This is a genomic window from Nonomuraea sp. NPDC047897 (assembly GCF_043204415.1).
Classification (GTDB): domain Bacteria; phylum Actinomycetota; class Actinomycetes; order Streptosporangiales; family Streptosporangiaceae; genus Nonomuraea.
Window position 1 is genome coordinate 368,342 of record NZ_JBIDCC010000008.1, and the last position, 17,973, is coordinate 386,314.

At 73.6% G+C, this 17,973-nt stretch carries 23 protein-coding genes; 17 read left to right on the forward strand and 6 right to left on the reverse strand.

Annotated features, from left to right (window positions below):
* Window positions 1-18: 18 nt before the first annotated feature.
* The 3 genes from ACGF0J_RS20525 to ACGF0J_RS20535 are packed head-to-tail and all read right to left on the reverse strand — an operon-like array spanning window position 19 to window position 2,215.
* Window positions 19-1,224, reverse strand: a complete 1,206-nt coding sequence (locus ACGF0J_RS20525; protein ID WP_393147975.1) for a cytochrome P450 — start codon at window positions 1,222-1,224, stop codon at window positions 19-21.
* Window positions 1,225-1,263: 39 nt separating this feature from the next.
* Window positions 1,264-1,737 (reverse strand): pyridoxamine 5'-phosphate oxidase family protein, encoded by a 474-nt coding sequence (locus ACGF0J_RS20530; protein ID WP_393147977.1) that lies wholly within the window; start codon window positions 1,735-1,737, stop codon window positions 1,264-1,266.
* Window positions 1,738-1,756: 19 nt separating this feature from the next.
* Window positions 1,757-2,215, reverse strand: a complete 459-nt coding sequence (locus ACGF0J_RS20535; RefSeq protein WP_393147979.1) for an anthrone oxygenase family protein — start codon at window positions 2,213-2,215, stop codon at window positions 1,757-1,759.
* Window positions 2,216-2,407: 192 nt separating this feature from the next.
* Here ACGF0J_RS20535 and ACGF0J_RS20540 point away from each other — a divergent pair, with 192 nt between their 5' ends.
* From ACGF0J_RS20540 to ACGF0J_RS20600, 13 genes are read left to right on the forward strand one after another with little or no spacing between them, the layout of a single operon-like run.
* Window positions 2,408-2,833, forward strand: a complete 426-nt coding sequence (locus tag ACGF0J_RS20540; RefSeq protein ID WP_393147981.1) for a cupin domain-containing protein — start codon at window positions 2,408-2,410, stop codon at window positions 2,831-2,833.
* On the forward strand, window positions 2,830-4,101 hold the full coding sequence (locus ACGF0J_RS20545; RefSeq protein WP_393147983.1) for a beta-ketoacyl-[acyl-carrier-protein] synthase family protein: 1,272 nt from the start codon (window positions 2,830-2,832) through the stop codon (window positions 4,099-4,101). Before ACGF0J_RS20540 ends, ACGF0J_RS20545 begins: the two co-directional genes overlap by 4 nt.
* The gene (locus ACGF0J_RS20550) at window positions 4,098-5,354 is read left to right on the forward strand and encodes a ketosynthase chain-length factor (RefSeq protein WP_393147985.1); all 1,257 of its coding nucleotides are present in this window, start codon (window positions 4,098-4,100) and stop codon (window positions 5,352-5,354) included. Before ACGF0J_RS20545 ends, ACGF0J_RS20550 begins: the two co-directional genes overlap by 4 nt.
* Window positions 5,351-5,602, forward strand: a complete 252-nt coding sequence (locus ACGF0J_RS20555; RefSeq protein WP_393147987.1) for an acyl carrier protein — start codon at window positions 5,351-5,353, stop codon at window positions 5,600-5,602. The genes ACGF0J_RS20550 and ACGF0J_RS20555 overlap by 4 nt, the downstream gene beginning before the upstream one ends.
* A 2-nt stretch (window positions 5,603-5,604) precedes the next feature.
* Entirely contained in the window at window positions 5,605-6,069 is a 465-nt protein-coding gene (locus ACGF0J_RS20560) for an SRPBCC family protein (protein WP_393147989.1), read from the forward strand.
* On the forward strand, window positions 6,066-6,527 hold the full coding sequence (locus tag ACGF0J_RS20565; RefSeq protein WP_393147991.1) for an anthrone oxygenase family protein: 462 nt from the start codon (window positions 6,066-6,068) through the stop codon (window positions 6,525-6,527). Before ACGF0J_RS20560 ends, ACGF0J_RS20565 begins: the two co-directional genes overlap by 4 nt.
* Window positions 6,528-6,566: 39 nt before the next feature.
* Complete coding sequence (locus tag ACGF0J_RS20570; protein ID WP_393147993.1) at window positions 6,567-7,304, forward strand: SDR family NAD(P)-dependent oxidoreductase; 738 nt, start codon at window positions 6,567-6,569, stop codon at window positions 7,302-7,304.
* A 1-nt stretch (window position 7,305) separates the two neighbouring features.
* Window positions 7,306-7,638 carry an antibiotic biosynthesis monooxygenase family protein gene (locus ACGF0J_RS20575; RefSeq protein WP_393147995.1) on the forward strand — a complete coding sequence of 111 codons (333 nt, stop codon included), beginning with the start codon at window positions 7,306-7,308 and terminating at the stop codon, window positions 7,636-7,638.
* On the forward strand, window positions 7,635-7,943 hold the full coding sequence (locus ACGF0J_RS20580; RefSeq protein WP_393147997.1) for an antibiotic biosynthesis monooxygenase family protein: 309 nt from the start codon (window positions 7,635-7,637) through the stop codon (window positions 7,941-7,943). The genes ACGF0J_RS20575 and ACGF0J_RS20580 overlap by 4 nt, the downstream gene beginning before the upstream one ends.
* Entirely contained in the window at window positions 7,921-8,079 is a 159-nt protein-coding gene (locus tag ACGF0J_RS20585) for a hypothetical protein (RefSeq protein WP_393147999.1), read from the forward strand. The genes ACGF0J_RS20580 and ACGF0J_RS20585 overlap by 23 nt, the downstream gene beginning before the upstream one ends.
* Window positions 8,076-9,746 (forward strand): acetyl-CoA carboxylase carboxyltransferase subunit alpha, encoded by a 1,671-nt coding sequence (locus ACGF0J_RS20590; protein ID WP_393148001.1) that lies wholly within the window; start codon window positions 8,076-8,078, stop codon window positions 9,744-9,746. The genes ACGF0J_RS20585 and ACGF0J_RS20590 overlap by 4 nt, the downstream gene beginning before the upstream one ends.
* A gap of 38 nt (window positions 9,747-9,784) precedes the next feature.
* Complete coding sequence (accB, locus tag ACGF0J_RS20595; RefSeq protein WP_393148003.1) at window positions 9,785-10,303, forward strand: acetyl-CoA carboxylase biotin carboxyl carrier protein; 519 nt, start codon at window positions 9,785-9,787, stop codon at window positions 10,301-10,303.
* Window positions 10,300-11,700, forward strand: coding sequence for an acetyl/propionyl/methylcrotonyl-CoA carboxylase subunit alpha (locus tag ACGF0J_RS20600; RefSeq protein WP_393148005.1), 1,401 nt, complete (start codon window positions 10,300-10,302; stop codon window positions 11,698-11,700). Before accB ends, ACGF0J_RS20600 begins: the two co-directional genes overlap by 4 nt.
* 69 nt (window positions 11,701-11,769) lie before the next feature.
* Here ACGF0J_RS20600 and ACGF0J_RS20605 read toward each other — a convergent pair whose 3' ends face one another.
* The gene (locus tag ACGF0J_RS20605) at window positions 11,770-12,537 is read right to left on the reverse strand and encodes a BTAD domain-containing putative transcriptional regulator (RefSeq protein WP_393148007.1); all 768 of its coding nucleotides are present in this window, start codon (window positions 12,535-12,537) and stop codon (window positions 11,770-11,772) included.
* 186 nt (window positions 12,538-12,723) lie between these two features.
* Window positions 12,724-14,259 carry a peptide MFS transporter gene (locus tag ACGF0J_RS20610; RefSeq protein WP_393148009.1) on the reverse strand — a complete coding sequence of 512 codons (1,536 nt, stop codon included), beginning with the start codon at window positions 14,257-14,259 and terminating at the stop codon, window positions 12,724-12,726.
* Between the two features lie 180 nt (window positions 14,260-14,439).
* Here ACGF0J_RS20610 and ACGF0J_RS20615 point away from each other — a divergent pair, with 180 nt between their 5' ends.
* Both ACGF0J_RS20615 and ACGF0J_RS20620 read left to right on the forward strand, forming a co-directional pair.
* A complete protein-coding gene (locus ACGF0J_RS20615; RefSeq protein WP_393148011.1) occupies window positions 14,440-14,775 on the forward strand; it encodes a TcmI family type II polyketide cyclase in 336 nt (111 codons plus the stop codon).
* Between the two features lie 47 nt (window positions 14,776-14,822).
* Window positions 14,823-15,845 (forward strand): methyltransferase, encoded by a 1,023-nt coding sequence (locus tag ACGF0J_RS20620; protein ID WP_393148013.1) that lies wholly within the window; start codon window positions 14,823-14,825, stop codon window positions 15,843-15,845.
* Here the strand turns inward: ACGF0J_RS20620 and ACGF0J_RS20625 are convergent.
* A complete protein-coding gene (locus ACGF0J_RS20625) occupies window positions 15,775-16,905 on the reverse strand; it encodes a glycosyltransferase (RefSeq protein ID WP_393148015.1) in 1,131 nt (376 codons plus the stop codon). The genes ACGF0J_RS20620 and ACGF0J_RS20625 overlap by 71 nt on opposite strands.
* 211 nt (window positions 16,906-17,116) lie before the next feature.
* On the opposite strand from ACGF0J_RS20625, the gene ACGF0J_RS20630 reads away from it, so the two are divergent.
* Window positions 17,117-17,326 carry a hypothetical protein gene (locus tag ACGF0J_RS20630; RefSeq protein WP_393148017.1) on the forward strand — a complete coding sequence of 70 codons (210 nt, stop codon included), beginning with the start codon at window positions 17,117-17,119 and terminating at the stop codon, window positions 17,324-17,326.
* Complete coding sequence (locus ACGF0J_RS20635) at window positions 17,305-17,964, forward strand: DedA family protein (RefSeq protein WP_393148019.1); 660 nt, start codon at window positions 17,305-17,307, stop codon at window positions 17,962-17,964. The genes ACGF0J_RS20630 and ACGF0J_RS20635 overlap by 22 nt, the downstream gene beginning before the upstream one ends.
* Window positions 17,965-17,973 lie beyond the last annotated feature (9 nt).

Here is a 17,973-nt window from a genome sequence, read left to right on the forward strand (position 1 = left end):
GCGGATCGGGGGAGCGGCTCACCGGTTGAGCCGTACCGGGAGAGCCCGCAGCGACCGGGAGAAGAAGTCGCGGTGCCACTGGACGTCCTCGGGGGCGCAGTCGAGGGTCAGGTCGGGGAAGCGCTTCAGCACGGCGTTGATGGCCACCTGCGCCTCAAGCCGCGCCAGCGGGGCACCCAGGCAGTGGTGCAGGCCGTAGCTGAAGGCCAGGTGCGGGTTCGGGTCGCGGGTGATGTCCAGCCGGTGCGGGTCGGGGAAGGCCGCCGGGTCGCGGTTGACCGAGTGGACGGGCACGATGACCAGGGAACCGGCCGGGATCGTGGTGCCGCCGATCTCGATGTCGTCCGTCGCGTGCCCCTCGATCAGCCCGAGCGAGCTCTCGTAGCGCAGGAACTCCTCCACGGCCGAGTCGATCAGCTCCGGCCGGGAGGCGAGCAGGGCGAACTGGTCGCGGTTGACGAGCAGGGCGTGCAGCCCGTTCGTGATCAGGTTCACGGTGGTGAGGAAACCGGCGAAGATGAGCAGCATCACGGTCGCGACGAGCTCCTTCTCGGTGAGCCGGTTCTCGCCGTCGCGCGCCTCGATCAGCCCGTGGATCAGGTCGTCGCCCGAGGTGAGCCGCTTGCGTTCGATGAGCTTGCGCACGTACTCGCCGAGGGCGGCCTGCCGCTCGCGGAAGCGCTGCACCGGGCTGCCCTCGTAGCTCTCCTCCATGAAGAAGAAGACGGTCTTCTCCCGCAGGTACGGCAGGTCCTCGGAGGGCAGGCCGAGCAGCTCCCCGATGACCATCATCGGCAGCGGGAAGGCGAACTCCTCCATGAGGTCCGCCCGGCCCTTCTTCTCGATCTCGTCGAGGATCCGGTCGGTGAACTCCTGCACCCGGGGCCGCAGCAGCTCGGTGCGGCGGTGGGTGAACGCCTTCTGCACCAGCTTGCGCAGCCGCGTGTGCTCCGGCGGGTCGGTGCTGACCATGTTGTTGGCGAACGAGCTCTCCCGCTCGCCGTCGTCGGCCCCGTGGTCGGAGTGGTGCACGGCCTTGCTGAAGCGCGGATCGATGAGCAGCGGGCGCGCGTCCTCGTAGTGGGGGACGAACCACGCCGTCAGCCCGATGGGCGTCCGCAGGCGGTGCACCCGCCCGGCCGCCCGCAGCCGCTCGTAGAAGGGGTAGGGGTCGGTCAGGGCCGAGTCGGGGATGCTGTCCAGTGGCAGGGTCGTGTCCGTCATCTGTTTCCTCAGGGTCGTGCCGGCGATCGTGCTTCGTCGTCAGGCGAGCCAGTGGCCGTGGTCCATCACCGTCCTGCCGGGGATCTCGCCCCGGTGCCGCCAGGCCAGCACGGTGCTGGGGGTCAGGAACAGGTAGACGCAGCCGGGCACCCGCGAGGGGTTGACGGGCAGCTCCGCCAGGACGGCGGGAGCGTCGGCGGGCAGCTCGTCGTGCGGCACGATCGTCACGGGGCCGTCGACGAGCACCACGTCGACCGGGCTGCCGAGGGCCGCGCGTGCCCGGCCGTGCGCGCGCAGGTTGCGGACGGTCTTGTTGCCGCCGTGGGTGGCCATCACCAGGCGCGTCCCGTCCCACACGCACGCCAGCGGGATCAGGTGCGCGCCGGAGGGGCCGGCCGTCGCCAGCCAGGTGTGCCTGTCGGCCGCGAGCCGCTGCAGGACGTCGGCCTTGCGCTGGGCCGTGTCGCGGGCGGGCGGCAGGCCGACCCCCCGCGCGGCGCCGGTCACGGACATCCTGTCTCCTCTCCTGCGGTCAGCCGGCCGAGACGGCCGCCGCCGCGTTTCCCACCAGCGCGAGAACGGCGAATGTCGTACGCAGCAGATTCCATTTCCCCCAGATTCCTCTCGGGTCGTCCCAGTCGGCCGGAATGGCGTCGGGGTCGAGTGCCTTGACGCGCCGGTTGATGGGCACGTTCCGCGTCTGGGACACCACTCCGACACCGGCCAGGAAAATCGCGGAAGTCGCGTAGAGAAAACGGGACGTGGCATTTTCGGACAGCGCGAAGAGGATGACGTCCAGCACCAGTGACGTGCTCACGATGATCGGCATCATCGGGTCGTAGGCGCGGCCGAGGAGCTTGTGCGCCGCCACGTAGCGGTCCGGTGTCATGGCCTGCATCGCAGGCCAGACCCCTACCGCGTGGGTGAACAGCACGCCGGCCGCGATCCCGCTGCTGACCAGCACGACGGCGGTGAGAATGTGGGCAATCACGTGTGCCGCTCCTTGTCTCGGTCACCGCACGGAGTATCGCGGCGGCGGCTTGAGACGGACTCGAATGTAGCTGGGGAACCCTCTTCGCGGCCTTTCCGGCGCCGGGCTTCAAGCGCGATTCGAGGTCGCTTCGAGGAAGGGCGGTGATGATGACGCCCGGCGGAGGAATCCGCTTCGAGAGGAGATCTTCTAATGGCGACAGCACGATCGAAGGTCAGTGCCGGCGACATCACGCCCAACCGGCGGCGCGGTGGTGACATTCGCGTCCTGCTCGGCCCCGCCACCGTGGGATCGACCTCCGGATTCATGGGGCAGTTGACCCTTGAGCCGGGCGAGTTCGTGTCCGAGCACTACCACCCGTACTCCGAGGAGTTCCTGTACCTCGTGCGCGGGGAGCTGACGGTGCGGCTGGACGGGGAGCCCGTCGCCCTGGCCGCCGGTGACGCGCTCATGGTCCCCATCGACGTCCGGCACCGGGTCGAGAACACCGGCACGGAGCAGGCTCTGGCCGTGTTCCAGCTCGGCCCGCTGGCGCCGCGGCCGGACCTCGGCCACGTCGACACCGAGCCGCTGCCCAACGCGGCGGAGCCGTCCCTCAGCGTGGGGGACGGCCGATGACGCATCGTCGGGTGGCCGTCACCGGCATCGGGGTCGTCGCCCCGGGCGGGACGGGCCGCAAGGCGTTCTGGGAGCTGCTGACGGCGGGCCGGACGGCGACGCGGGCCGTCTCGCTGTTCGACGCCGGCGGCTTCAGGTCGCGCATCGCCGCCGAGTGCGACTTCGACCCGGCGGCGGAGGGCCTGGGCGCGCGCGAGATCCGCCGGATGGACCGCGCCGCGCAGTTCGCCGTCGTCTGCGCGCGCGAGGCGATCGCCGACAGCGGCATCGAGCTGCCGGACGTCGAGCCGTCCCGCGTCGGCGTGACGCTGGGCAGCGCGGTCGGCTGCACCATGAGCCTGGAGGAGGAGTACGCCGTCGTCAGCGACGCGGGCCGCGACTGGCTCGTCGACCACTCCTACGGCGTCCCCCACCTGTACGGGCACCTGGTGCCGAGCTCGCTGGCCGCCGAGGTGGCGTGGACGTGCGGCGCCGAGGGTCAGGTGACGCTCATCTCGACCGGCTGCACCTCGGGCCTGGACGCCGTCGGCTACGGCGCCCGGCTGATCGCGGAGGGGACGGCGGACGTCGTCCTGGCCGGCGCGACCGACGCGCCGATCTCCCCGATCACCGTGGCGTGCTTCGACGCCATCAAGGCGACCTCGCCCCGCAACGACGAGCCGGCCCGCGCGTCGCGTCCGTTCGACCGGGACCGCAACGGCTTCGTGCTGGGCGAGGGGGCGGCGGTGTTCGTCCTGGAGGACCTGGAGCGGGCCCGGCGCCGCGACGCCCACGTCTACTGCGAGGTCGCCGGCTACGCCACGCGCGGCAACGCCCACCACATGACCGGGCTGAAGCCGGACGGGCGCGAGATGGCCGAGGCCATCCGCGTGGCGCTGGACGCGGCGCGGGTGGACCCGCGCGACGTCGACTACGTCAACGCCCACGGCTCCGGCACCAAGCAGAACGACCGGCACGAGACGGCCGCCTTCAAGCGCAGCCTCGGCGACCACGCCTACCGCACGCCGGTCAGCTCGATCAAGTCGATGATCGGGCACTCGCTCGGCGCGATCGGCTCGATCGAGGTGGCCGCCTGCGCCCTGGCGATCGAGCACGGGGTGGTGCCGCCGACGGCCAACCTCGACACGCCCGACCCGGAGTGCGACCTCGACTACGTGCCGCACACGGCGCGGGAACAGCCGATCGACGTGGTGCTCAGCGTGGGCAGCGGCTTCGGCGGGTTCCAGACGGCGACCGTGCTCACCGCTCCCGGCCGGGTGACGTCGTGAGCGCGGCCGCGGTGGTCACGGGCATCGGCGTGGTCGCCCCGACCGGGCTGGGCGCGGAGGAGCACTGGGCCGCGACGCTGCGCGGGGCCGGCGCGATCGACGTGATCAGCAGGTTCGACGCGTCCTCCTACCCGGTGCGCCTGGCCGGGGAGGTGCGGGACTTCGTCGCCGCCGGGAACGTGCCCGGCCGGCTGATCCCCCAGACGGACCACTGGACCCACATGGCGCTGGTGGCGGCGGACATGGCGCTGGCCGACGCCGGCGTCGTCCCCGCCGACCTGCCGGAGTACGAGATGGGCGTCATCACGGCCAGCTCCTCCGGCGGCGTGGAGTTCGGCCAGCGGGAGATCCAGGAACTGTGGAGCAAGGGGCCGCGGCACGTCGGCGCCTACCAGTCGATCGCCTGGTTCTACGCCGCGACCACCGGCCAGATCTCCATCCGGTACGGCATGCGCGGCCCGTGCGGCGTCGTGGTCGCCGAGCAGGCGGGCGCGCTGGAGTCGCTCGCCCAGGCCCGCCGGGTCCTGGACGACGGCGCCCGCCTGGTCGTCAGCGGCGGCACCGACGCCCCGTTCAGCCCGTACGGCCTGACCTGCCAGATGGCCAACGGCCTGCTGAGCACCCGTCGTGACCCGAGGCGGGCGTACCTGCCCTTCGACGCCGACGCCAACGGGTACGTGCCCGGCGAGGGCGGCGCGATCCTCATCGTGGAGGACGCCGACAGCGCCCGGGCACGCGGCGCCCGCCGGTACGGGGTGGTCGCCGGGCACGCCGCCACCTTCGACCCGCCGCCGGGCAGCGGCCGTCCCCGCACTCTGGACCGGGCGATCCGGGGCGCGCTCGCCGACGCCGGCGTGGAACCCGGCGAGGTGGACGTGGTCTTCGCCGACGCCGCCGGCACGCCGGAGGCGGACCGGGCCGAGGCGGAGGCGATCGCGGCCGTGTTCGGCGACCACGGGGTGCCGGTCACGGCGCCCAAGACGCTGACCGGCCGGCTGTACGCCGGAGGGCCCGCCCTGGACATCGCCACGGCCCTGCTGGCCATGCGCGACTCGGTGATCCCGCCGACGGCCGGCGTCGCCGGTCCGGCGCCGGGCTGCCGGATCGACCTCGTCACGGGCGAGCCGCGGGCCGGCCGGGTGCGCACCGCGTTGGTCCTCGCCCGGGGCTACGGCGGCTTCAACGCCGCGCTCGTCCTGCGGGCCCCGACCGACCCGTCCGACCACTCCACCGACGACAGGAGCGACCGATGAAGGACTTCACCCTCGACGACCTGCGCGGCCTGATGCGGGCCAGCGCCGGCGTGGACGAGGCCGTCGACCTCGACGGCGACATCGCCGACGTCCCGTTCACCGAGATGAACTACGACTCGCTGGCGGTGCTCGAACTCGCCGGCCGCATCGAGCGGGACTGGCAGATCGTCGTCCCCGACGACGTGATCATGGAGCTGAAGACGCCGGCCGAGGTGCTCGGCTACGTCAACCGCCAGAAGGTGGCCTAGCCGTGGCCGGGCACACCGACCGGTCCGTGGTCATCGCCGCCCCGATGGAGCTGGTCTGGGACATGACCAACGACGTCGAGTCGTGGCCGGAGCTGTTCAGCGAGTACGCCAAGGCGGAGATCCTGCACCGCGACGGCGACACCGTGCGCTTCCGCCTGACGATGCACCCCGACGACGACGGCAACGCCTGGTCGTGGGTGTCGGAGCGGACCGCCGACCCGAGGACCAGGACCGTGCGGGCGCACCGCGTCGAGACCGGCTGGTTCGAGTACATGAACATCCGGTGGGAGTACCGGGAGGTGACCGGCGGCGTCGAGATGCGCTGGACGCAGGACTTCCGGATGAAGCCCGACTCGCCGGTCGACCTGGAGGCGATGACCCGGCGGATCGACGCCAACTCGCCCGTGCAGATGAACCTGATCAAGGAGAAGGTGGAGCGCGCCGCACGGGAGGCCGAGCGCGGATGACGCAGGTGCTGCTGCCGCTGGCGCTGCTCGCCAACGGGCTCGCCGCCGGCGTGCTGGTGGCGACCGTCCTCGGCGTCGTCCCGTTCTACCGGACGCTCAGCGCCGACCTGTACGTCAGGGCGCACGCCTTCGCCGTGGGCCGCTACGACCCGTTCCAGCCGGCGTGCCTGCTGGTCACCTTCGCCGCCGACACGGCGATCGTGCTGACGGAGCCGTCGGGGGCGGGCCGGGCGCTGTGCGCCGTGGCCGCCCTCACGGCCGGGTCGGTGGTGGCGGTGTCGCTGACCCGCAACGTCCCGATGAACCGCTGGATCAAGGCGCAGGACCCGCGGGCGCTGCCCGCCGGCTGGGACATGGAGGCGTTCCGCAGCCGGTGGGCGCGGTGGAACAGCACCCGCACCGCGCTGGCCGTGCTCGCCCTCGTCCTGAACGCCGCCGCGGCCGCCGTGCTGCTGTGACCGCCCGCCGACCGACGCAACCACCCACGAGGAGCAACGATGAGTTTTCAGCTTGACGGCAGGAACGCGCTGGTCACCGGCGGTACGCGGGGAATCGGCCGGGCGATCGCGCTCGGCCTGGCCCGGGAGGGGTGCAACGTCGTCGCCTGCTACCGGGGCGACGAGCAGGCCGCGCGGCGGCTCGAAGCCGACCTGGAGGGCACCCCGGGCAAGCACCGCGTCGTCCAGGCCGACGTCAGCCGGCCCGCCGACGTGGACCGGCTGCTCGACGAGTGCCGCACCGCCCTCGGCACGCTCGACGTCGTCGTGCACAACGCGGGAGCCGTCAGCCACGTGCCGTTCACCGAGCTCGAACCGGACGAGTGGCACCGGGTGATCGACACCAACCTGACCGGCATGTACCTCGTGGTGCGCGGCGCCCTGCCGCTGGCCGCCGAGGGGGCGTCGGTGGTCGTCATCGGCTCCAAGGCGGCCATGGTCGGCGTGCCGCTGCGCGCCCACTACACCGCCTCGAAGGCGGGCGTGCTCGGCCTGGCCCGCACGCTGAGCAAGGAGCTCGGCCCCCGCGGCATCCGGGTCAACGTCGTCGCGCCCGGCATCATCACCACCGACGCCGCGGCGGGCCTCAGCGAGCAGCAGGCGCAGCGCTACCGCTCGATGACCTCGCTCGGCCGGCTGGGCGAGCCGGAGGAGGTCGCCGACGTGGTGCTGTTCCTGGCGAGCGGCCGCTCCCGCTACATGACCGGCGAGACCGTGCACGTCGACGGAGGGATCTGACATGAAGAGCACGAACGCGTTCCGGGTGATGCTGCGCATGCAGATCATCCCCGGCAAGGAGCAGGACTTCGAGCGGGTCTGGTACTCCGTCGCCGACGTGGTCGGCGACAACCCGGCCAACATCGGCCAGTGGCTGCTCAGGAGCGCCGAGGAGGACGGCGTCTACTACATCATGAGCGACTGGGTGGACGAGGAGCGGTTCCGGGCGTTCGAGCGGAGCGAGGAGCACGTCGAACACCGCAAGAAGCTGCACCCGTACCGGTCGCACGGCACGATGACGACCCTGCGCGTCGTCTACGACCTCGGCCGGGAACGCGCGGAGACGCGGCGGTGATCGGGCACGTCCGCGTGCTGGTCTACTACGCCGCCCCCGAGCAGGACCAGGCCTCGGTGCTGGAGGCCTACCGGCGGGTCAGCGACGGGATGCGCGGGACGCCCGGCCTGCTGAGCAGCCAACTGCTGCGCTCGGCCCTCGACACGGGCGAGTTCGCGGTGCTCAGCGAGTGGACCGACCTGCCGCGCTTCCGCGCCTGGGAGGAGGGGACCCGGCACAAGCAGCAGACCGCCGCGCTCCGGTCGTACCGCGACGAGGGCCGGGGGAGAGGTTACGGGATCTATGAAGTGGTGGACCAGCTCTGACCGGGCGGCCGGCGTCTCGCCGGTCCGGCGGGTCGCCGGCCTGCTGGGCCGGCATCTGTGGACGGGGCTGCAGAGCATCGGCCGGGTGGGATTCGCCGACCCGTGGCCGACCGACGACAAGGAGGACCCGCGATGACCGTCCTGTCCCCACCCGGGGCCGACGTCGCCGCATGGCTCCGCTGCGCGGGCTGCGGGGAGACCGTGTACGGCAAGCGTTTCGCGCGGGAGCTCGGGGTGTGTCCCGGCTGCGGGCTGCACACCCGGCTCACCGCGTGGCAGCGGATCGGGCAGCTCTTCGACGACGGGTCGCCGGTGCCGATCGACGCGCCCGCGACCGTGGAGGACCCGCTGGGGTTCACCGACAGCCGGCCGTACCGGGAACGGCTGCGCGAGGCGCGCGGCGGCACCGGGCTGGACGAGGCGGTCGTGTGCGTGCGCGGCACGGTCGAGGGGCACGACCTCGTCGCCGCCGTCATGGACTTCCGCTTCATGGGCGGCAGCCTCGGCACCGGGGTCGGCGCCCGCATCACCGCGGCGGCCGAGACGGCGCTGGCCGACCGGGTGCCGTTCCTGCTGGTGACGGCGTCGGGCGGGGCACGCATGCAGGAGGGCGCGCTGTCGCTCATGCAGATGGCCAAGACCGCCCAGGCGCTGGCGGAGCTGGACGAGGCGGGCGTGCTCACGATCGGGGTGCTGACCGACCCGACGTACGGCGGGGTGGCGGCGTCCTACGCGACGCTGCCCGACGTCATCCTGGCCGAGCCGGGCGCCCACATCGGCTTCGCCGGGCCGCGCGTCATCCGGCAGACCATCCGGCAGGAGCTTCCGGCGGGGTTCCAGACGGCGGAGTTCCTGCGCGGCAAGGGGCTCGTCGACGGCGTCGTGCCCCGCGCCGCGCTCCGTCCGGCCATCGCCCGGCTGTGCGCGCTGCAGCGCGCCGCCGCGCCGGGGCCGGCGGGTCTGGGTGGGCGGCCGTCGCGGCTCGTCCTGCGGCCGGAGCGGCTGCCGGAGCGTGACGGCTGGACGGCCGTCCAGCTTGCCAGGCACGCCGACCGGCCGACGACCCTCGACTACGCCGGCTCGGCGCTGGAGGACTTCGTCGAGCTGCACGGGGACCGGCTGGGCGGCGACTGCCCCGCGGTCGTCGGCGGCATGGGGCGGCTGGCGGGCCGGCCGGTCGTCCTCATCGGGCACCAGAAGGGGCACGGCACACGCGAGCGGGTGGAGCGCAACTTCGGCATGCCGAGTCCGGCCGGCTACCGCAAGGCGGCGCGGCTCATGCGCCTGGCCGCCAAGCTGGGCCATCCCGTCGTGACGCTCATCGACACGCCGGGCGCCCATCCGGGTGTCGAGGCCGAGGAGAACGGCCAGGCGTGGGCGATCGCCGAGAGCCTGCGCCTGATGTCGGCGCTGCCCGTGCCGATCGTCGCCGTCGTCACCGGGGAGGGCGGCAGCGGCGGGGCGCTGGCCCTCGGCGTGGCCAACCGGGTGCTGGCCCTGTCCAACGCGGTGTACTCGGTGATCAGCCCCGAGGGGTGCGCGTCCATCCTGTGGAAGAGCCAGGAGGCGGCCGACCGGGCGGCGGCCGCGCTGCGGCTCGACGCCCGCGAGCTGCTGCTGCACGGCGTCGTGGACGGTGTGATCCCCGAACCCGGCGCGGGCGCCCACACCGACCCGGCGGCTGCCGCGCGGCGTCTCGCGGCGGCGGTGGCGGAGGCGCTCGACGAGCTGGCCATCCATGATCCGAAGAAGCTGGTGGCGGAGCGGCGGCAGCGGTTCCGCCGGTTCGGCTCGCCGCTGTGACCCCGCCAGGTGCGCGGGGGACGAGTGAGGGAGGTCCTGTGGACGACGTGACCGGTGCCGCGTCACACGCGTTGCTCGGCGAGCTGTGCCGCCGAGCCGTCGAGCTGGTCAACGCCGGCGGCGCCGGGATGCGGCGGGTACGGCTGCAGTCCGGCGACGCGGTCGTCGAGCTGGAGTGGCCCGAGCCCGCGCCGGCCGCCGCCCACCCGGGGCCCGCCGTCCCCGGCCCGCCGGGAGACGCGCCCGCCGGGTCCGCTGTGCCCGCCGGGTCCGCCGGGCAGCCGGGGGACGCGGCCGGGACGGGGACGGCGCACGAGGTGGGCGCGCCGGTGGTGGGCACCTTCTACCGGGCGCCCGAGCCGGGAGCGCCGCCGTTCGTCTCGGTCGGTGACGTCGTGGAGAAGGGACAGCAGGTCGGGATCGTGGAGGCCATGAAGCTGATGAACCCCGTGGAGGCCGACCGGTCCGGCCGCGTGCTCGCCGTCGTCGTGCCTGACGGCACCCACGTCGAGTACGGCCAGACCCTGCTCACCCTGGATCCCGAGGAAGCTCCGTGAACGCGCCCGGCCCGGCCCTGTTCTCCTCGGTGCTCATCGCCAACCGCGGCGAGATCGCGCTGCGGGTCGCCCGGACCTGCCGGGAGCTGGGCATCCGGACCGTGATGGTGTACTCCGAGGCCGACCGCGACTCGCCCGCGCTGCGCCTGGCCGACCGCACGGTGCTGATCGGGCCGGCCGCCGCGCGGCGCAGCTACCTGTATCCGCCGGCGATCCTCGAAGCGGCCCTCGGCGCCGGGGCGGAGGCCGTCCACCCCGGCTACGGGTTCCTGTCCGAGGACGCCGACTTCGCCGAGATGTGCCGGGCGGAGGGGCTGCGCTTCATCGGCCCGCCGGCGGAGGTCATCGCCGCCCTGGGCGACAAGACGCAGGCGCGCGCGCTCGCCGCGGCCGGCGGCCTGCCCGTCCTGCCCGGCAGCGCGGGCGCCCTGTCCAGTGGCCAGGCCGCCAAGGACGTCGCGGACGAGATCGGCTACCCGGTCATCATCAAGGCGGCGGCGGGCGGCGGCGGCCGTGGCATGGCCGTGGTCGACGATCCGGCGGACTTCGCGCGGGCGTTCGCCGAGACGCGGGTGAGCGCGCAGGCGGTGTTCGGCGACGCCCGCGTCTACGTGGAGAAGTACGTGCGCGGCGCCCGCCACGTCGAGGTGCAGGTGCTGGCCGACCTGCACGGCAACGTCGTGAGCCTCGGCGAGCGCGACTGCTCGGTGCAGCGGCGCAGGCAGAAGCTGATCGAGGAGTCGCCCGCGCCGGGCCTGGCGCCCGAGCTGACCGCGGCGATCGGCGAGGCGGCCGTGTCCTGCGCCCGGGCGGCGGGCTATGTCGGGGCGGGCACGTTCGAGTTCCTCGTGGACGGGGCGGGCCGGTTCTTCTTCATCGAGGCGAACTGCCGGATCCAGGTGGAGCACCCGGTGACCGAGATGGTCACCGGTGTGGACCTGGTCAGGGAGCAGCTCCGCGTCGCGGCGGGGCTGCCGCTGGACGCCGGGGCGGGCGCCGCGGCCCGCGGCGTGTCGATCGAGTGCCGGGTGAACACGGAGGACCCCGGCCGCGGCTTCCTGCCGACGGCGGGGCTGATCGAGGAGTTCGTCCCGCCCGGGGGGCCGTTCACCCGGGTCGACACGCACGGTGTGCCCGGCGTGCGGGTCGGCGCCGACTACGACTCCCTGCTGGCGAAGGTGGTCGTCTGGGCGCCCGACCGTGACCAGGCGATCAGCCGGATGGACCGGGCGCTGGAGGAGTTCCGCGTCTCGGGGCGGGGGGTGTGCACCACGATCGGGTTCCTGCGCGAGGTGCTGGCGCACCCGAGTTTCCGCCGGGCCGAGCACGACACGTCGCTGGCCGACGAGATGTCGTCCGCGCGGCAGCGGACCCTCCAGGACGCCAACCGCTCCTGACATGCCTGCTCCTGACAGCCCGGACCGCCCGTGCTGCGCCTGACGCCGGAGGTCCGTCCCGGACGCCGCTCAGCGGCCTCCGGGATGGCCGGCCGTCAGCACCGCCTGCTGCAGCCGCTGCATCTCCACGCTGGGCTCCAGGCCGAGCTCGCTGCGCAGCACGTGCCGCAGGCTGCGATAGACCTCCAGAGCCTCGTGCCGGCGGCTGGCGCGCGACAGCGCCTCCATGAGCTGCAGATGGAACCACTCGTCGAGCTGGTGCAGGGCGGTGAGCTCCTTCAGCTCCCCGATCAGCTCCTGGTAGCGGCCCATCCTCATCTGCGCCTCCACCTTGAGCTTGAGCGCGTGCAGGCGCAGCTCCTCCAGCCGGGTGGCGTAGATGGCCAGCCGCGGGCCGAGGACCACGTCGGCGAGCGCGGAGCCGTGCCACAGGCCGAGCGCCCGCCGCAGCGCCGCCGAGGCGCGCTCCACCTCGCCGTCCTCCAGGTGGTCGCGGGCCAGGCCGACCAGCTCCTCGAACTCGACGGCGTCGAGCACGCCGTCCTCCAGGGTGATCAGGTAGCCGCCGTGCTTGGTGACGAGCCGGGGGGCGCCGGGCGAGGCGTCGCCGCCACGCGAGAGCAGTTTGCGTAACTGGTAGACGTAGGTCTGCAGGGTCGTCTGGGCGCTCGCGGGCGGGTTGCCCCCCCAGAGCTCCTCCATCAGGGCCTCCGCCGGGATGACCTCTCCGGCCGAGGCGAGCAGCAGCGCCAGGACGCTGCGCTGCTTCGGCGCGCTCGGCGTGATCAGCCGTTCACCGTCCCACACTTCGAGAGTGCCCAGCACGTGAAAGTGCATGTCCCACCTGGTCCTTTTCCGCAGAGTGTCGATCGTCAGTACATATGCCTCGAATGTGCAGTATTCGTACGCATGCATTTGTACTCGACGCACCCATAGCGGGACTGTCGCCTCACTTTCGTCCATCCGGCCAGGTGAGCGGGGGTGGCGTCGCGCGGACGAAAGGACCCGGCGCGGGAGGGCGGCTCAGGACGGCCGTTCGGGCGACGGCGCCGTCGCGCCCGCGACCCCGGACAGCGCGGGCGGGGTCGGCCCCTGCGACCCGGCGGGCCGCATGACCTCGTCCAGCCGCCGGCGGGACAGCGCGAAGGCGGCGGCGGTGACGAGGGCCAGCACGGCGAGGGCCAGGTAGTACCAGGGCCGCGGCTCGCCGGAGACCAGCCGGCCGAGCATGCTGCCCAGCCCGCCGCCGACGGCGGCGAACATCCAGTACAGGCCCATGGTGCGGCCGGTGAACGCCGGCGGCGCCAGGTCCACGGCCGCGCTGAGCGCCGTGGGGCCGAGGACCACCTCGCCGACGGCCAGGGTGAACAGGACGAGCAGCAACCACACCGGCGACACCCGCGCCCCGCCGGCGGCGGCGACGGCCGACCCGCTCATCACCAGGAAACCGGCGCCGACGAGCCCGTGCCCCATGGCGATCTTGGCCGCCACGCCGAGCCGGGCTCCGCCGCGCAGCCACAACCACGCGATCAGCGGCGCGGACACCAGGATGAACAGCGGGATCGCCGACTGGAACCAGCTCGCGGGCACGAGCACCTCGCCCACCTCCCGGTCGACGTGCTCCCGCGCGAACAGGATGAGCGTCGACCCGGCCTGGATCACGAACATCCAGAACAGCGCCGAGGCGAGCAGCACCCAGCGGAACGCGGCCAGCCGCCGCAGCTCGCCGCGGTCGAGGCGGGAACGCCGCCGCAGGACCGCGAGGTACACGAACGGCGCGACCAGCGTGGCCGCGCCCACGACCCCGATCACGTGCGTGACGGCGAACGTCCCGGCCAGGACGTCGGCCAGCAGCAGCACGCCGGCCGCCGCCGCCACGGCGGCGACCCGTCTCGCCACGGTCCGCAGCTCCCGCGCGGTGGCCGGGTGCGAGGCGGCGCGGCCGGTCTCGCCGAAGTGCCGCATGCCCACCGCGTACTGGACGACCCCGAACGTCATGCCGAGCCCGGCGACGCCGAAGCCGAGGTGCCAGTTCACCCGCTCCCCGAGGAACCCGGTCACCAGCGGCGCCAGCAGCGCGCTGACCTGGATGCCGATGTAGAGCAGCGACAGGGCGGCCTCCCGCCGCTCGCTCTCCCTCGGGCCGTAGAAGCGGCCGAGCAGGGCGAGCATGTTGGGTTTCAGCAGGCCGGTGCCCACGGCGATGGCGACCAGGCCGAAGTACGCGGTCACCTGGGCCGGCACGAGCATCAGGTAGTGGCCGGCCGCGATCACGATCCCGCCGTAGAGGGTCGCCCGCTGCTCGCCCAGCAGCCGGTCACCGACCCAGCCGCCCGGCATGGACAACGCCAGGAGCAACCCGACGTACGCGCCGTACAGCGCGACCGCCGTCGAGTGCGGCAGGCCCAGCCCGCCCTCCTCGCGCGGGGCCACGGCGAACAGGATGAGGATCGCCTGCATGCCGAAGAAGCTGAACCGCTCCCACATGTCGGTCAGGAACAGCGTGACGAACCAGCGCGGCCGGGTGCGCGGCCCCGGGGAGGTGGACGGCGGCCTCATGACTCCTCCTGGACAGGTTGACCAGATCATGGACGCCCCTGCTAGAGCACGGGTGGAAGGCCGGTCGAGCTCCACCGCCCCGCCGCGCTCGAACGCGGCTCAAGCCTCCTGCGAGCACCGCCGTGCAGACTGCGAACGGCCGCCGAACCGGCCGTCACCGACCCGCCGAGGAGGACCCGAATGGAACGAATCCTGGTCGTCGCGCGCATGCGGCCGTCAGCGGAGGCGGAGGTGGCGCGGTTGTTCGCCGAGTCGGACCGTACCGAGCTGCCGCGGCTGGGCGGCGCCGTGAGCCGCAGCCTGTTCTCCTTCCAGGGGCTCTACTTCCAGCTCATGGAGGTGGAGGAGAGCGGGCAGCGGACGATGGAGGCCATCCGCGAACATCCGGAGTTCCTGCGGCTGAGCAAGGAACTGACCCGCTTCATCGAGCCCTACGACCCGCAGACCTGGCGTTCGCCCCGCGACGCCATGGCCCGGGAGTTCTACCGCTGGGAGGCGGACCAGGCACCCCGGTGACGGCCCAGCGCAACCCCTGCCCGTTACGGCGAAGAGAGACGATCATCATGAAGGACACAGCGGTGAGTCGCGAGTCGTTGCTCGCCATGATGCAGGCGTACAAGACCACCAGCCTTCTCCGGACGGGCGTGTCGATGGGCGTGTTCGACTGCCTGGCCGAGGGGCCGGTCGACGCGGACACGGCCGCCGGCCGGCTCGGCGCCGACCCCAGGGGGACGCGGATCCTGCTCAACGCCCTGGCCGCGATCGGTCTGGTGCGGGAGGACGACGGCCGGTTCGGGCTGCCCGCCGGAGCGGACGGCCTCCTGGTGAGCAAGAGCCCCGGCTATCTGGGGGACATGGTGCACGTCATGGCCAGCGACTGGGAGTGGGACGCGCTCAAGCGGCTGGACGAGGCGGTGCGGCGCGGCGGCACGGTCATGGACGTGCACGCCGAGACCCCCGGCTACGCGTACTGGGAGGACTTCGCCGCCCACGCGGTGGCGGTGGCGCGCCCGACGGCCGAGGTGGCGGCCGACGCGCTGGCGGACTGGGCGGCCGGCCGCGAGCGGCTCGACGTCCTGGACGTGGCGTGCGGTCACGGCATGTACGGCCTGACCCTGGCCCAGCGCAACCCGCAGGCGCGGGTGTGGGCGCTGGACTGGCCCAACGTGCTGCCGCTGACGGAGCAGCACGCCGAGCGCATGGGGGTCGCCGACCGCCTGCACCGGCTGCCGGGCGACATGTTCGAGGTGCCGCTCGGCGGGCCGTACGACGTCGTGCTCGTGACGAACGTCCTGCACCACTTCTCGGAGGAGAAGGCCGGTGAGCTGCTCGCCCGGCTGGCTCCGGCGGTCAAGCCGGACGGCAAGATCGTGCTGGTGGGCTTCACGCTGGGCGACGCCCCGCCGGCCGAGGACCCGGCCCCCCACCTGTTCTCGATCCTCATGCTGACGTGGACGTTCGAGGGGGAGGTGCACTCGGTTCCGGCCTATGACCGCATGCTCACCGCGGCGGGCTTCACCAGGGGCCGCCGCTACGACGTGCCGGGGCTGGCGTTCCGGGTGCTGGTGGCGGACAGGACGTCCTGAGATCCCGGAGGGGGCGCCGGCGCGCCCGGGCGAGGGAGGCGTAGATCTCCTCGAACCTGGTGACCGTGCGGACCCGGTCATGGGTGGCCGCGACGGCGCGGCAGACGGCCCCCATCGCGTCCGGCGTCTCCTCGGCGAGCACCCGGGCCAGCCGTCCGGCCAGGGCGCGGACGTCGCCCGGGGCGTACAGGTAGCCGGTCGCTCCCGGCAGCACCAGCCGGTCCAGCGCGCCGGACCCGGCGGAGACGACGGGCAGGCCGGTGGCGAGCGCCTCCAGCGCCTCCAGCGTCGCGGCGCTCCCGGCGCCGGCCGCGCCCGGCACGGCGAAGACGTCGGCCGCTGCGTAGACCAGGGGCAGCGTGTCCTCGGGGACGGGCCCCGGAAGGTGTACGCGGCCGGTCAGGCCGCACCGGCGGGCCAGCCGCTCCAGCCGGGCCCGCCGGGGGCCGCAGCCGGCGACGACGGCCTGGACGTCGAGGCGGCGGCACACGTGCGGCAGCGCCCGGATCAGGTCCTCCTGCCTCCCGCGCGCGTCCAGCCGGCCGACCGACAGGACCGTGAGACGGTCGGGCAGGCCGAGCAGCGCGCGGGCCCGGGAGCGCGGCTCCTCCGGCGGCCGGAACCGGCTGAGGTCGACGCCGCCCGGCAGCGTCTCCACCGGCCGGGTTACCACCGGGACGCCCAGCTCGCGGGCCGCGCCGAGCACCGCGCGCGCCACGGCGAAGGCGCCGTGCACGTGGGCCACGTCCGGCGCGATCCGCTCCACCAGCCGCCGCAGGGGCCCGGCGAGGAGCGGCGGCAGGCAGATCCGCCCGAAGCCCGGCAGGGGGACCGACCGCAGGCGGTACACCATGACGTCGCCGTCCCTCGCGGCCCGCGGCGGCCCGTGCCCGGACCGGCACACCACGTGGACGTCGTGGCCGCGCGCGGCCAGTTCGTGGGCCAGCGCGCGGACGGACGGCGCCGAGCCGCCCGGCTCGGGCGGGTAGGTGTCGGTGCCGATGAGCACGCGCAGCGGCGGTGGCCCGGCGGCTGCGCCGGGAGGAAAGACCGGGTGCATATCCTCTTCCTTCTGTTCCGGTAATACCGAAAAGGAGGTGAATTGGGGGAAATGGTCCCTGTCGTGGCCGGTGGACGGGCACGGAATTCGCCGTCCAGGGCAGATGATCTCGCCGGGCGGGCTCCGGCAGCGCCTGCTCCGGATCGTCTCTCACGATCGTTGACCGGGCGGGCCGGTGACAACGGGGACGGCCCCTGAGACGCCCCCGGGGATGTCCCTGAAGCGACCCTGGAAGAACCGCCGCCGTCCGGCCCGCCCGGACATCCCTGCCTATGGTGGGAGAGAAATCACCGCGCAGGAAATCACCGCGCAGGAAATCACCGCGCAGCCCGTGCCGCTCGCCACGAGACCCTCCGACATGATGGGACATCACCTGATGACGTCGTCGCCGTCGCCGGCATGGGCGGTACCCGGCACGTGACCCGGATCCTCGACTTCCTGAGCAGCCTCCACCCGATGCTGCTCTGCGCGGCCACCACGCTGTTCATGTGTGTGGAGACGTCGCTGCTCGTCGGGCTGTTCGTCCCCGGCGACGCGGTGGTCCTGCTGGCCGGGTCGGCCGCCGACACGCCCGGACGTCTCGCCCTCGTCATCGCGGCCGCCACCGCCGGCTGCCTCGCGGGGGAGACGCTCGGCTACCTGATCGGCCGCCGCTTCGGCCCGTCCGTCCGCCGCGGCCGCGCCGGCCGGCGGGTCGGCGCGGCCAACTGGGCGCGCGCCGAGAACTACCTCGTGCGTCGCGGCGGGCCGGCGGTCTTCGGCTCGCGGTTCGTCACCGTGGTGCACGCCCTCGTCCCCGTCGTCGCCGGGACGCTGGCCATGCCGTACCGGCGGTTCATCGCCTGGGCGGCGCCCGCCGCACTCGTCTGGTCGTGCCTGTACGCCGGCGCGGGGATGGCCCTCGGCGCGTCCCACCGCGAGTTCGGCTCCGGCCTCGGCGCCTGGAGCTGGCTGGTGCCGCCCGTGATCGTGGGCTGCGTGGTCGGGTGCCGGCTGCTGCTGCGGCGGCTGCGACGCCCGGCCGGCCCCGAGGCGGGCCGGCCGGGCGAGGCCCCCTGAGGGCCACGG